Source organism: Arachidicoccus sp., from assembly GCF_050436765.1.
In the GTDB taxonomy this organism is placed as follows: Bacteria; Bacteroidota; Bacteroidia; order Chitinophagales; family Chitinophagaceae; genus Arachidicoccus.
The window spans coordinates 1-13,836 of record NZ_JBNQGD010000118.1; the positions used below are offsets into that span (position 1 = coordinate 1).

A 13,836-nucleotide genomic window follows, 5' to 3' on the forward strand; every position below is an offset into this window, starting at 1 on the left:
ATAATGAGAGAGCATCATCAATACTTTCTCGGTGTTGGATCAGGTGACGCTGCTAAACTATTGAGAGATAAAATCAGACAATACGATATGAACACCGGAGATGGAAGTGTAAATAACAGTGGATATTTGAGATATTCCTTTCATGATGTTTATTCGGAAGCCTTTGTTTCCTTAGGCCTTTTAGGATTGGCCACTATTGTAGCGTTATATGCTTATATTGGTTTTCTCGGAATTGAGAATAAGATCTCTCTTCTCAAAAATATTTTTATAACAGTGTCCTTAAGCTCGTTTACAGACGTAATCGTTATCAATAATCAAAACGACAATTCCCTGATATTAACGATTGTATGTTTATGTATACTGCTAATACGATCAGAAAATAAAACAAAAGATATTCAATATATTATAGCGGCAAACTAATACCTTTTAATAAATTATGCATTGATTAAGATTTATAAAAATATCATTAAAGCAATTTCCATAAAAGAAAAGACGCATTTTTTTCTTCTCATTCTCTTGAACATTATTATCAGTTTATTAGATATCCTGTCGCTTATATATCTATTAATTGTATTAAGTTTTTATACAGGACGTAATTATTCAATACAACATCTGCACATTTTAAATGCATATTTGTCAAATGAAAAAATAATATATCCGGCACTCGGATTATTGTTCCTGTTTATAATAAAAAACTCAGCTGGGCATTGGATTTTTCGCTCTCAAGCCCACTTTATTAACAATGTCGCCACAAGAATTTCGAAAGAGAATCTTGTAGCCTATCTTTATGGGAATTATGCTAATTACGCAGACAAAGATTCTTCTGTATATGTAAGGAAAATAATCCATACCCCAACCGAATTCGCGCAATATGTACTCTTGAATTTCCAACAGATTGTCACAGAATTTGCCTTAGTTTTTCTCTCTATAATTGCGTTGCTGATTTTCAAGACTAACTTATTTGTTATCCTTATCATTACGCTTACGCCGGCAATACTATTAATGACGTATCTGATGAGAAAAAGGCTAAATGACATCAAGAAACATATCAAGAATATAGTTGAAAAATTTTTTCAGTACCTACACGAATCATTGAATGGCTTTGTTGAGAGTAATATCTATGACAGTAATCAGTATTTTATTCGTCGGCATTATAACACGCAAAAAGAGTTAAACAGATATATATCCGATATGCAAATTGTCCAAGACATTCCGACGCGGCTTCTCGAGGTATTTGCTATAATTGGATTATTTATTCTCCTTGTTATTACCAAAATGAATGATGTTGAAAATGGCAGCAATTTCCTTATTATTAATGCTTTCATGGCAGGCGCCTACAAAATTATTCCCGGAGCGGCAAAAATTGTCAATCTAAATAATCAATTAAGAACATATTTGTTTACTTTGGAAGAAATAACGCCCTCGTCAATCACATCATTGCCGGTTTCTGCGGATATATTTGAGGCTATCTATTCCATCCGTATACGAAAGATAAATTTCTCGCATAAAGACACGAGAGTCTTTCTCAATTTCAATGCCTCCTTTTCCAGGGGAACATTGACCGGAATTTATGGATCTTCAGGTAGAGGTAAAACCACATTATTACATCTGCTCCTACAATTTTACCAATCAGATACCGGAGAAATATACATAAATGATCAATTACTCACCTTTAAAAACAAGCAACTGTTTTGGCGTAAAGTGAGCTACATAAGGCAAACTTCATTTCTCCTACATGCGTCCATTTTGAATAATATTGTGATGTTCGAAAAAAAATACGATAAAGAAAGGCTAAAGCAGGCTGTAAAGACAAGTGGAGTAGGAGAGCTCTTTCCCGAAGGATTAGAGAAAATGATTATGGAAAATGGCAAGAATATTAGCGGCGGGCAAAAACAGAGAATTGTTTTTGCGAGGGCTCTATATAAAAATTCGGAAGTATTTTTATTCGACGAACCATTCAGCGAATTGGATATCAGTTCAGAAATGCGAATGATGAAAGAACTTAAATTGCTTGCAGAATCGGGTAAGATAATTGTTCTTATTTCACATAATAAAGAAAGTTTTAATTATTGCCACTCGGTGATTGATCTCGATATTATTTCTGTCCAAGGAACAAATGCATAAATTTTTCCGCGGAGTCATTCATGTTAAAAGGTAACACAGAATCATTTTTCAAACTCTTATCATATAACAAAGATAACGCTTTCTGTATCATCTCTTCTTTGCTATTTACGATGTGCCAATGCGGGATATCTTGCTGCATCGGTTGTATAAAACTGATTACATGCGCGCCAGCATACAAGGCTTCTATACATACATTGCCAAACCCTTCGAAATTTGACGTATGCAGAAGTATTCTTGACTGTTGAAGCAATTCAAAAACTTCGTCTTGTGATATTTTTCCTGTAAGCGTAATGTTGTCTTCCAGTTCCAATCTTTCAATTTGGACTTCAAGTTTCTCGCGTTCTTCTCCATCGCCGCACAAATAGGCATCGATATTCGGAAAGTCACTCCTCAACTTTGAGATAACCTCAATATAAACGTCATATTGTTTTAGGGGCGACAACCCACCAATCCCTATAATATCAATACTTCGTGCATACTTTTTTAATTTAAATTGACACACGTCAATGGCATTTGGAATAAGATGAGCAGGACGTATGTGGTGATTCTTTTCAAATTCGTTCATTAGAAAATCTGACATCGCCGCAAGTTCTTCGGCCGCCGAACGAATACGCCTCGCAAATATATTGCTTCCTTTAGCGTCCTGTCCACTAATCCAACAAACATGTTTTAGATGATATAACTTTGAGAAGTAGTGTCCAACAAAAGCACATTCGGCATACCAAAAACTGAGCAACCCAATTATGTTTTTCTTGCTCTGCAATTTCCTTAACTTATTAAATACATTCAGCCAGGTAAGTTTATTTTGCCAATTGTGTTTATTTCCGCCAGCAAACGGAATAACTATATTTCTATTCCAATTATATTCTTTTTTGCTTAATGGAAACTGGAAACTCAAAATGATGATCTCTATATCAGGATATAATCTGTTGATACATTTTATCAATCGCTGTTTTGCAGGAACCCAAATGGACTCCTCCTTTGATGCATCTGACGATGGAAATGCCGGAGTTAATATTATTAATGTCTTCTTATTCAATTCTTGCAATAAATTCTTTTACTTGCTCAAAAATAAATTCAGGTTGATAACAAATGGAAAGACATCCCTTATTATACTTTACGGAATCTTTAGGCGTACTTTTAACGCCTGCCTCATTACAATTAAAGACCAAAGCACGTTTAGTTGGGGGCGTAACCCAGTCACTTCTTGTATTTCCCAATAGCGCAACGGTCGGTCTGTCTGAAACCCAAGACATATGCATCAACCCTGAATCCTCAGATAACATGAACCATATTCTCTGAATTATTCTGAAACCTTGTGCCGCAGAAGTGCTATCCACCATATACAATAATCTTTCACCAAGATTCTCTTTAAGATATTGTGCTTTTTCTTTTATAAAATTTGTGCCCATTGCTATAAATTGGGTGTGAGGAAACTCCCGAGTCCATAGATTTGCAAAAGATACATAATTATCAATCGACCAATTGCGCGTATAAAAGGCGGCAGCAGGGTTAAGTATGACCAATTTGCTTTCTCCATCCCAACCACATGCCCTTAATAATTTATCTTCTTCGCTATCACCTTTCTTAAATCGAAAACTTGCATCCACAAAAGTTTTAAAGCCAGCTGCTTCTATCGTCCGCCTCGTTCTTTCTCCCGCTGACACCGGTGAATATTTATCGAATTCACTCCAAGATTTTACACAAAGAATTCTTCTTATACTACGACTGATTAAATTATTCTGTAAATCAAGAACAACATCATACCGTCTGAATATCAACCTTGGCAAAATAAAAAGCGCAGAAATGCACTGTTTATAGAAGTTACGTTTGCCTCCTATTAAATAAATATGATTAAATAAAACCAAACTCTTTGGGATAGAAGCTACTTCTTTCCTGGTAAGGAAATCAAGCTGAGCTTCTTCCGGCAAAGCATTCCGCAAAGCATTCAAGTATGGCAGTGTGATGACTGTGTCGCCCATGGCCTGTAAACGTATAGCCAAAATCCGTTTTGGTTGTGTATTTTCAATCCATGGCCTTGCTGCAATATTTGATTTAAAATTATTCGACATCGATCGGAAATTTTATTTCAGGCACATATTTTTGTATTTCCTTTATTAATGAAGGAAGATCCCCCAACACAAACTTTTGATTTCCTTTTACATAAATACAGGAAAAGTCTTTCAGCGAGACGTTTTTTAGTTGAGTAAGTAAAGAAGCATCGAATAAAACGATTGCTCCTTTATGTAACACCAATTGAATGTTTTCCGGATTAGTCGAAAAAAAATTATTTGCGTCATTTTTGTCGATAGAATGCATCTTCGCAATAAATAGGTCTGCATAGTATCCTTCACAAATGCTTCCCGTTTTATTCAACTTCCAAATTTTCGCAGCGTCAGTTGTTACAGCTCTGAATAATTCATCGTCATCTAACAAATTTGTCATTCTTGCAAGCCTAAAGTGATTCCATATATTCCAATCTGCTGAAACGGTAGAATCTGTTCCAAACAATATTTTTGTATAATTCCTTAATTCATTTATTCTCGCGGTATTTCCATATAAAAAATAATTAGAGTCAGGGCACCAAATTAATGCCTGGAACTTTTTTGCCTGTTGCACATTCATTGCAATACCATGAACGCCGACCAGTTTCCGACGAAAAAAATTGTAATGAAGAAGCTCGTCAATCTCCTCACAGCGTTGAGTATCTGTTCCTTCTCCCACATGAACCACAAAAGGCCTCCGATTACTGAAAGGGTTATTCAAAGTTCGTCTCCAATGTTTCTCCAGCGAAACCGAATGCAACGATATACAGTCTTGAAAAACATTTATCGATTTTTCGGTTATTTCTAATTCTTCTCCGTGCTGAACAGCGGTTGTTATACCCGTAACTAAATTTTTATATACGCCCCATTTCACACGCAACGCCTTTGGAATACTTAAAATCTGCCGAATCGTTGCATCATTTTGCCGATGAATATCTATTCCCCATTCAAGATAATTTTTATAAATGTGGTTGCCTAGCTGTGGGAAAAGATCAAAATCCAAGTGATCATGCGAATTGATCAATCCCGGGAACACATAACAATTATCAAACGATAAATCAATTTCATGCTTGTTGGATAAAATCTCTTCAAATGCAATATTTTTAATCTTTTTGCCTTCGATTTTGATATTCCTTTTTGCTTCTTCATTTACCATATGAAGTTTGCGAAGAATCATACGAGTATTTTTTTTATAAAATGAGTATACTGTTTGAGTCGACTAAAGTGATTTCTTAAACCATAAAGCATATAAAAGTTTTGTATCGTAGGTCGCTTCAAAAACCTCTAATGCGGCGGGTGTTCGATAAAAATATTTTACTGTATCATCAACCTTTTTTTCGAAAATATCGATTTCATTCCAATGTAATTTTTTTGCCATATTGCGTATTTTCTTCAACGTATAGATATAATTGTTAATAACAATAGGGGCGCCATTATAACTAAAACAGCGGGTAGCGCCTTTTTGAAGCGCATCCGGATGAAAATCTGTTATAACAACCGTTCCACCATTTTTTAAAATTCTGTTCCATTCAATAAATAGAGCTTTTAAATCTTTTATATGGGCAACCACCAAAGAAGAAATTATTATATCGCAGGAATTATTTCCCTCTTTTAGCATCTTGTTGTGTTCGAGACAATAGGCGGAGGCATTGGGATACTTTTGATGAAGCTTGTCAAGCATAGCTGAGGCTGTATCATAACCAGTAATCTCGGAAGGTTTTTTCAAAAATATTTTTTCCCAATATTTGCCTGTACCGCAGCCATAATCTATCACTTTCTTATTTTCAATATTCATTCTGTCGATAATATTTTCAAATACAAGTTGGTTAAGATGCATTATGAGATTTTCGGGCTGGTTGTCGTAAGTAGATGCCCATAAATTGTATGCAATTTGTGAATCTGTATCTTTTCTTCCGAGAAGAAAATCGCCAACCTTTTTCCGAAAAGCTTTGTACAACGACATTTCAAATGATTTAATAGGTATATGAATTATTTACAGCCTACTGTATAGGATTAATCACTCCACTTAATTGTTTTGAGTTCTCATGCAAATAGGGATTCTTTTTAAATGCGACCAGGTAAAATGTTTTCAACGCGGTTTTTGCCATTAATCTGTTATTCGATAAAATATAAATAAGGCCATTCCCAAATAATGACCACAGAAATAGCTTTCTTTTAGCAAAAGATAGGCGTTGTTTTGTACTTATGAAATAATCCAATGCTAACACCCTGCGATAATATTGCAGAGACTTCTCTAAGCGATTGGTCTGTTCATGATAGTGATAGACAAAAGCATCTTTTACTATGTGAATTCCTGTTGATGGGAAGCCCAATGCTACACCATAATGATCTCCAATGCCATGAGTGTCTAAGCGCTCTTCGTAAGGCGATTCCTGCAACCAACTTTTCCGTATAAGGCTTGCGCCCAATCCAAATACGGGAACTGTAAAATAATCTCCGGAAATATTTGTGATTACTGGCCATCCTGATGCTGATATATGATTTTCCTTTTTTTTATAATAGGTTTTTATCCATTTTATGAGATAGTTATCGGAAGCGCATTGTATTTCTCCCCAAATGCTTAGGCCGAAAAAAAATTTCAACATTAATTCCTTGGACGAACGAATAGGATAGAAGGCTTCCCAATTATCATTCTTGTCTCTCTGAAGCACTAAACCTGATACTGCACCAGCATCTTGATGAGTAGCAATATGATGATGAATCTTTTCAAGGTAGTCGCGTGGAACTCCCATATCATCGTCGCAAATAAAGATCCAAGGACAACAAGCTACTTGAATGCCCAAATTCCTTTGAACACATACAGACGGCAACGAAGAATAAAGTAAATGAATATTAAGATTTTCGAACCTTAGAATATCTTCATTCGTTACCCCATCTGTACCGGCGTCAACCACAATCACTTCCTTTGGAATTAAAGTAGAGTTCTTTAAATCATTTAGCAGAGAAAGGATATTCTTTTTTCGATTGTATGTAGATATTACTACGCTGATTTCCATTTGTAGGCGATAAAGGATTTTTTTTCTTCTCAGTTAATGCTTTTTCAAACAACATAATATAACGATCGGTTATATATTTCCAGGAATATTCTTCTTCTATTTTATGCACATTATTAAGTAGTTTCTCTGTCGCATCTTCTTTTTTTATAACATCTATAAATCCAGCAACTTCCTCAGAATTTGAAAAATAGTATCCATCATCTCCCAATATAATTTTATTGAAAATATTATCATGTGCGCATATCAATGCTCCTGATGCCATGGCCTCAATTAATGAGGGATTGGTACCGCCAACACTATGCCCATGAAAATAAATGTTGGAATAGTACCGAAGACTGTTCAGTTCATCTATATCATATATGCTGTTTATAAAATTAATAAAGGCATGTTGGCTGTATTTCTTTTTCAAATATTCTCCATATTTAGTTTGGCAATTGCCAATTACGAGGAAAGCTTCTTGGTTTGATGCAGCAATATTTCCGTCCAATATCATTTCGATATTGTTTTCTGGTTCAAGCCTTGCCAGAAGCATATTATATTGATATTTTACCAAACCGTATTTATTCAGTATTTCATCGCTACAGTCCATTACAGCCGTCGCTCCATAAGCGATATAGGTGGAATTCTTATGGTATTTCTTTTTAAGATAATCTCTAATTGCCAGTGAATCGGCAACAAGATAGTCACTGTACTTAACGCCTAATCTTTCAGCATACAGAAGGAATTTTTTTGTTGAATTAGAATATTTACTGCGCATCCATTCCAATCCATCCATATTCGTAATAATAACACTTTTTTTTCTAGGCAGCAACCATCCCCAGATAGTGCTGCTGGTATATCCCAATTGTAATATGACATCAAATCCCTGAGTTCTAGAATGGAGTATACAATTAAGATCATAAATAAATTGTCCGGTCGGACCTATGAATGGTTCTAAATCTTTGCAATGAACAATTGCAATACCTTTCCAATCCTTGTTTCTGTATGGGTGTCTATGAGAATTATAAACGGTGACGCTGTGACCACAAGAAACAAGGCTTTTCGAAAATTTCTCAGCAAATTGTTCAAATCCTCCGTAGCGATTGGGGATACCACGAGTGCCAATAATAGCAATATTCATAAAAAATATTTATATAAGAAACATAATCTTTTTAAGATTGCAGGTTCTAATTCAATACAGTTTTGAAACTAAGAAGTTTAAATTTCTGAATCACCCATCATTTATAATAAATACAATAATCACTTTATAATGGTTGCCTTGTTAGAAATTATTTATTAGGCAACCATATCTAATAAAAACCTGTATATAATTATTGGAACACATTGAATACTTTTCATACATCCAATTCACTAGAAGAAAATTCCTATTATCCTCAATCACGTTTTTTGTTCTGCATGTCAAAAAGACTATAAATCAAATAATGCCAAATCACACAAATATCATTTTGAATAATCTTCAGAAAAACAAAGCATTGAAGCCTTTGACCTCAGAAGGAGAGGAGCAAACCCCACAAACAAATTGGGTGCTTGATAATTCTGTTCTTACAAAACAACAAACAAATCTTTCACTGACCTATAACAACCAGACACATGCTATCGCAAATATGCCCTTTCCATTAAAAGGAGTATTTAGTCGATTTATAAAACGCTCATTTGATATAGCTCTTTCTGTTATCGTTATAATTTCTATTATGAGTTGGTTAGTACCTCTTTTGAGTTTGCTTATAAAATTGGAATCAAAAGGCTCTGTCTTTTTTGTTCAATATCGGTCGGGCAAAAATGGAGTACCATTTAAGTGTTATAAATTTCGGAGTATGTACATAAATAACCAGGCAGATACGTTGCAAGCTTGTATGGACGATATAAGGTTTACCAAAATAGGACGCTTTATCAGACGCAGAAGTATTGACGAATTACCTCAATTTTTTAATGTCTTAAAAAATGATATGTCAGTAATAGGCCCACGACCTCACATGTTAATGCATACCGAAAAATATAAACGTTTATTAAATGATTACATGGTACGTCATTTTATAAAGCCAGGTATCACAGGATGGGCTCAAGTAAGTGGTTTCAGAGGTGAAACTAAAAAATTAGAAGAAATGGGAAAAAGGATCCAACACGATGTATTTTATTTAGAAAACTGGTCGTTCTTGTTTGATATTAGAATTACATTTAAAACCATATGGATTTTACTTAAGAAAGATAAAAAAGCTTACTAGAATCTTCAAAAGAAATTTCAATTATTTTTTATGACACAGTGCAGTTTGATTATATCAACTTACAACTGGCCTAAGGCACTAGATTTTTGCCTGCAAAGTATACTGTCTCAAACACGATTACCCAATGAAGTACTTATTGCAGATGATGGTTCTACAAGCGAAACAGCTGAATTAATCAAGTATTATCAAAGTATCTTCCCAATTCCTCTTTTGCATATATGGCAAGAAGACAAAGGCTTTTATAAAACACATATTCTAAACAAAACAGTTGCCGCATCACAGTATGATTATATCATTCAAATTGATGGAGATATCTTATTAGAAAACTTTTTTGTAGAGGATCATCTTAAAATTGCACGAAAAAATTATTTTGTAAGAGGCAGTAGAAGTTTATTAAATGAAGCAGTTACAGAAAATATTCTTCTCGCTAAAAATATTCCTCCATTTGCTTTTCTGAGAAAAAAATGCAACCACAAATTAAACTCTATAAGGAACAAAGTGCTTGCCAAACTGTTGTACCATTACAAGACAATAGGGAAAAATAAATACAGTCTTATAGGATGTAATATGGCTTTCTGGAAAAAAGATTTTATCAAGATTAACGGATATAATGAAGAAATTGTTGGTTGGGGATATGAGGATTACGAGCTAGCTGTCAGGTTGATAAAAGCAGGCTGTAAGAAGCAAACACTAAAAATGGCAGGAATTGCATTTCATTTGCAACATGCCAAAAGATCTAAAGAAAATGTAAAGCACCATTATAATATTTTTCATAATTCAACTTTGAGTGATAAATTCATATGTGAATTTGGTATTAATAAATATTTGTCATAGCGTACCTACAACCGTTTCTAATATTTAATCGCGTCTGGATTCCTTCTTAAGGAGCCGGTACATAACAGACTTTTGATAGTTTGTTGTAATTATTTTTTGCTATGTTTATTTAGTTTTAAAATCTTACGATGGGAATTTATTTACTTGCATTCAGTTCTTTTTATATTCCGGTTTTACAACTTTCTGGAAGTTAAGTATATTCTTCATTTTCAGCAATTTAACATAATATAAATTATAGGAAAAATATTTACCTTTTCCAAAACCGGTTTTTAAGGTTTTGAAACGTTAATTTATAAATGTCATTTATGTCCGATTCATTTGCGACAATTCAAGAAGCACCTTACAAAAATTTCTTGAGTTGATAAAATTCTTCGTACGAGGAAATATAGAATTTGCTCATTAAAGGATAACACATTTGAATTTTTTTAAAACGGGTGGATTAGCTTTAAATGCTTCCTTTTCTCTTGATAAATCATATTGTCGTTGAAGCATCAGCCATTCGTCTGCTTTCTCATCAAATACCTTTTCAATTCTTAATGCGATATTAGGCGTAATAGCACCATGTCTCTTAGACAATGTCACTCTAGTAACTCCCAACAATGCTGCATTTTATTTAACTTTGAAATTGTCGCCGTGTTAAAAATCATAAAACAAAACTGAGGCCTCTATGTTTCTGATTTGATTTGCTTGCTTTTTCAACAAGTTTGCGGGCGTTACCTATTTCCGCAGTCAAGTATTTTTTGTACTGCTGAAACATAAAATCATAAAAGTGGTTTAAACCTCTATCTTTTCTGCTTTCTTTAAGAGCGTTGATATAGTCGACTTTATCTTCCTGATAAACAATACTGAGAGGTAGATTAAACTTCTGTTGCAAAAAATTCATTAAGAGCCTTGACGTCCAGTCGTTTCCGCCCATAAATGGGTGTATGGACACTAGGTTAAAGTGAGCCGCGAAAGATAATTCTAATTTTTCATTGTCCGTTTTAACTAAGTTGATGTTTTCGTTTATTTCCTTGACTAACCTTGAGGTCAGGGTCGGAACTTTGTCATAGTTCACAAAATAAGTATCACCCGCTCGAACATTATTTTTTCTAAATTCCCCTTTTGCAACATCTACAGAGCCCAATGTGCTATTAACTATACCTCCTGTATTTTTATTTACTTTAGCATTTATTTCCTGTATATCTCTTATATTTAATTCTTTGCCTTTGTTGCTAGCGAGGTCTAAAGTGAATAAAAGGGCTTCATAATGATCTTTAACCATTAATGTATGCTGTAAAGGTTTGCCCTTAGGTGTCAATCCCTCCGCTATTAAAAGTTCAGAGTCTGTTAGTGTAAGGGTTGAACCTTCGATGCTGCTGGAATGATGGATTATAGCAATATTATTGAATAAGTCATAATCTTTAATATTATGCAGGTTCAATGCTCGATACTCTTGTAATAAGCTATTTATAATCGTTTCCATTGAATTAATTATTTCAATTTTATACAATAATTCTTATTCCCTACGTGTAAAGTGTAAATATATATTTACGCTTTATAAAAATCAAAAGAAATAATCAATAAATATCCACCCCAAGACCCCATTCAATTTTCATTTCCTTTGTTTCTTTTCTTCTTTTTTCTCACTGAATTCTTTACTGCTATGGTTCATCAAAAACCACTTTATTAACAATATATTCATATCGAAATAAGTCTTTAAATTAGCAACGCAAACGATTGATTTATGTTACATTTGCACCTAATTAACTTTTACTTGTACAAATTAAAAATAGTATTTATATGTGTGGAATTGTAGGTTATGTAGGAAACAAACAAGCTTATCCAATTGTGGTGAAAGGTTTAAAACGTCTTGAATATCGTGGTTATGACAGTGCAGGAATTGCTTTGTTAAACGACGGGGAAATTAATCTTTACAAAAAGAAAGGAAAAGTGGCGGATTTGGAGGAATATACGTTGGGGAAAAATTTAGAAGGAAATACAGCTATTGGTCACACACGTTGGGCTACACACGGTGAACCAAGCGACAGAAATGCACACCCGCACCTTTCTCAAAGTGGGGAAATTGCAATGATCCACAACGGGATTATAGAAAACTATGCATCTTTAAAAGAAGATTTACTTAAGAAAGGCTATCAGTTTAAGAGCGATACAGACACAGAGGTTTTGCTTAATTTTATCGAAGATATTTACAAGAATAACGGCGGAAATTTAGAAGAAGCTTTGCGCGTGGCACTTAAACGAGTTGTAGGTGCTTATTGTATTTTATTAATTGAAAATAAAAATCCCCAAACAATTATTGCAGCTCGAAAAGGTAGCCCACTGGTAATTGGTATTGGAAAAAATGAACATTTTTTAGCTTCAGATGCTTCCCCAATTATTGAATACACGAAAGAAGTTGTGTATGTAAATGATTATGAAATCGCGATAGTAAAACCTGACGAACTTATTCTGAAAAATTTAGGTAATGAAAAGCAAACACCTTTCATTACAAAGCTTGATATGGAATTAGACACTATTGAAAAAGGTGGCTATAGTCATTTTATGCTAAAAGAAATTTTTGAACAGCCAAAAACTATCTATGACTGTCTGCGTGGACGTTTGAATGCAGAAAAAGGTAGCATCAATATTAGTGGTATTGAAGATTATTTAGACGAGATTTCCAACGCATCACGCATTATTATAATTGCCTGTGGAACCAGTTGGCATGCAGGCCTGATAGCTGAATATATTATTGAAGAAACATGTCGCATTCCTGTTGAGGTCGAATATGCGTCAGAATTTCGTTATCGCAATCCTATCGTGCATAAAGGCGATATGATTATAGCTATTTCACAAAGCGGTGAAACAGCGGACACTATTGTAGCTATTGAAAAAGCAAAGGAACAAGGCGCCATTATAATGGGTATCGTGAATGTGGTTGGCTCGTCCATAGCACGTATTTCTCAGACTGGTGCTTACACACATGCAGGCCCTGAAATTGGGGTGGCAAGTACTAAAGCATTTACCGGACAATTAGCTGCATTGATGATGATTGCCTTTAAGATCGCTCATCACAGAAAAACGATTACCGATGAAAGATTCTATCACCTTTGCGAAGAATTATCTTTCGTTCCAGAAAAGGTCGAAAAGATTTTACAATTGAATGAAGAGATAAAGGCAATTGCGGAAACCTTGAAAGACTCTTCAGACGCGCTTTTTCTTGGACGCGGCTATAACTTCCCAATTGCATTAGAGGGCGCACTGAAGTTGAAAGAAATTTCTTACATACATGCAGAAGGCTACCCTGCAGCCGAAATGAAACATGGTCCGATTGCTTTGGTTGATGAGAACCTGCCTGTAATTTTTGTGGCGACAAAAGACGTCTACCATGAAAAAATTGTGAGCAATATGCAAGAAATAAAAGCGCGAAAAGGAAAAGTAATTGCCATCATCAACGAGGGAGATACGGTTACACCGTCGATAGCAAATGCGGTAATTGCCATCCCGGAAGCAGATGAAATAATTGCGCCCATTTTAAATGTAATTCCACTACAGTTACTCTCCTATCATATTGGTATTGCCAGAGGCTGTAACGTAGATATGCCACGCAAT

General features: G+C 34.6%; 13 protein-coding genes. 5 read left to right on the forward strand and 8 right to left on the reverse strand.

Going from position 1 to position 13,836, the window contains the following annotated elements:
* Positions 1–420: hypothetical protein (locus tag ACQR30_RS04810; RefSeq protein ID WP_429732044.1), on the forward strand; the 420-nt coding region annotated here is incomplete at its 5' end.
* Positions 421–633: 213 nt separating this feature from the next.
* Positions 634–2,124, forward strand: a complete 1,491-nt coding sequence (locus tag ACQR30_RS04815) for an ATP-binding cassette domain-containing protein (RefSeq protein WP_429732047.1) — start codon at positions 634–636, stop codon at positions 2,122–2,124.
* Here ACQR30_RS04815 and ACQR30_RS04820 read toward each other — a convergent pair.
* The 6 genes from ACQR30_RS04820 to ACQR30_RS04845 are packed head-to-tail and all read right to left on the reverse strand — an operon-like array spanning position 2,096 to position 8,306.
* Positions 2,096–3,163, reverse strand: coding sequence for a glycosyltransferase family 4 protein (locus ACQR30_RS04820; RefSeq protein WP_429732050.1), 1,068 nt, complete (start codon positions 3,161–3,163; stop codon positions 2,096–2,098). The two genes, ACQR30_RS04815 and ACQR30_RS04820, sit on opposite strands and share 29 nt — an antisense overlap.
* Positions 3,156–4,196, reverse strand: coding sequence for a glycosyltransferase family 9 protein (locus ACQR30_RS04825; RefSeq protein WP_429732053.1), 1,041 nt, complete (start codon positions 4,194–4,196; stop codon positions 3,156–3,158). The genes ACQR30_RS04820 and ACQR30_RS04825 overlap by 8 nt, the downstream gene beginning before the upstream one ends.
* On the reverse strand, positions 4,186–5,346 hold the full coding sequence (locus ACQR30_RS04830) for an amidohydrolase family protein (RefSeq protein ID WP_429732056.1): 1,161 nt from the start codon (positions 5,344–5,346) through the stop codon (positions 4,186–4,188). The genes ACQR30_RS04825 and ACQR30_RS04830 overlap by 11 nt, the downstream gene beginning before the upstream one ends.
* Positions 5,347–5,388: 42 nt before the next feature.
* On the reverse strand, positions 5,389–6,132 hold the full coding sequence (locus ACQR30_RS04835; RefSeq protein WP_429732059.1) for a class I SAM-dependent methyltransferase: 744 nt from the start codon (positions 6,130–6,132) through the stop codon (positions 5,389–5,391).
* 37 nt (positions 6,133–6,169) lie between these two features.
* Positions 6,170–7,186, reverse strand: coding sequence for a glycosyltransferase family A protein (locus ACQR30_RS04840; protein WP_429732062.1), 1,017 nt, complete (start codon positions 7,184–7,186; stop codon positions 6,170–6,172).
* Entirely contained in the window at positions 7,122–8,306 is a 1,185-nt protein-coding gene (locus ACQR30_RS04845; protein ID WP_429732064.1) for a DUF1972 domain-containing protein, read from the reverse strand. Before ACQR30_RS04845 ends, ACQR30_RS04840 begins: the two co-directional genes overlap by 65 nt.
* Positions 8,307–8,631: 325 nt before the next feature.
* Between ACQR30_RS04845 and ACQR30_RS04850 the strand changes: the two genes are divergently transcribed.
* Positions 8,632–9,408: a sugar transferase gene (locus tag ACQR30_RS04850; RefSeq protein WP_429732067.1), complete on the forward strand. Its 777-nt coding sequence runs from the start codon at positions 8,632–8,634 to the stop codon at positions 9,406–9,408.
* A gap of 45 nt (positions 9,409–9,453) precedes the next feature.
* The gene (locus tag ACQR30_RS04855) at positions 9,454–10,242 is read left to right on the forward strand and encodes a glycosyltransferase family 2 protein (RefSeq protein ID WP_429732069.1); all 789 of its coding nucleotides are present in this window, start codon (positions 9,454–9,456) and stop codon (positions 10,240–10,242) included.
* Positions 10,243–10,641: 399 nt separating this feature from the next.
* Here the strand turns inward: ACQR30_RS04855 and ACQR30_RS04860 are convergent, their stop codons facing one another.
* A complete protein-coding gene (locus ACQR30_RS04860; protein WP_429732072.1) occupies positions 10,642–10,839 on the reverse strand; it encodes a helix-turn-helix transcriptional regulator in 198 nt (65 codons plus the stop codon).
* Between the two features lie 46 nt (positions 10,840–10,885).
* Positions 10,886–11,707 carry a Fic family protein gene (locus tag ACQR30_RS04865; RefSeq protein WP_429732075.1) on the reverse strand — a complete coding sequence of 274 codons (822 nt, stop codon included), beginning with the start codon at positions 11,705–11,707 and terminating at the stop codon, positions 10,886–10,888.
* A gap of 317 nt (positions 11,708–12,024) precedes the next feature.
* Between ACQR30_RS04865 and glmS the strand changes: the two genes are divergently transcribed.
* Positions 12,025–13,836, forward strand: a 1,812-nt coding sequence (gene glmS, locus ACQR30_RS04870) for a glutamine--fructose-6-phosphate transaminase (isomerizing) (RefSeq protein ID WP_429732078.1), incomplete at its 3' end; no start/stop codon positions are given.

Excerpts from the sequence above, each read along its gene's own strand:
- ACQR30_RS04865 (WP_429732075.1), bottom strand. The coding sequence starts at position 11,707 with ATGGAAACGATTATAAATAGCTTATTACAAGAGTATCGAGCATTGAAC.
- ACQR30_RS04845 (WP_429732064.1), bottom strand. The coding sequence starts at position 8,306 with ATGAATATTGCTATTATTGGCACTCGTGGTATCCCCAATCGCTACGGA.
- ACQR30_RS04840 (WP_429732062.1), bottom strand. The coding sequence starts at position 7,186 with ATGGAAATCAGCGTAGTAATATCTACATACAATCGAAAAAAGAATATC.
- ACQR30_RS04830 (WP_429732056.1), bottom strand. The coding sequence starts at position 5,346 with ATGATTCTTCGCAAACTTCATATGGTAAATGAAGAAGCAAAAAGGAAT.
- ACQR30_RS04835 (WP_429732059.1), bottom strand. The coding sequence starts at position 6,132 with ATGTCGTTGTACAAAGCTTTTCGGAAAAAGGTTGGCGATTTTCTTCTC.
- ACQR30_RS04825 (WP_429732053.1), bottom strand. The coding sequence starts at position 4,196 with ATGTCGAATAATTTTAAATCAAATATTGCAGCAAGGCCATGGATTGAA.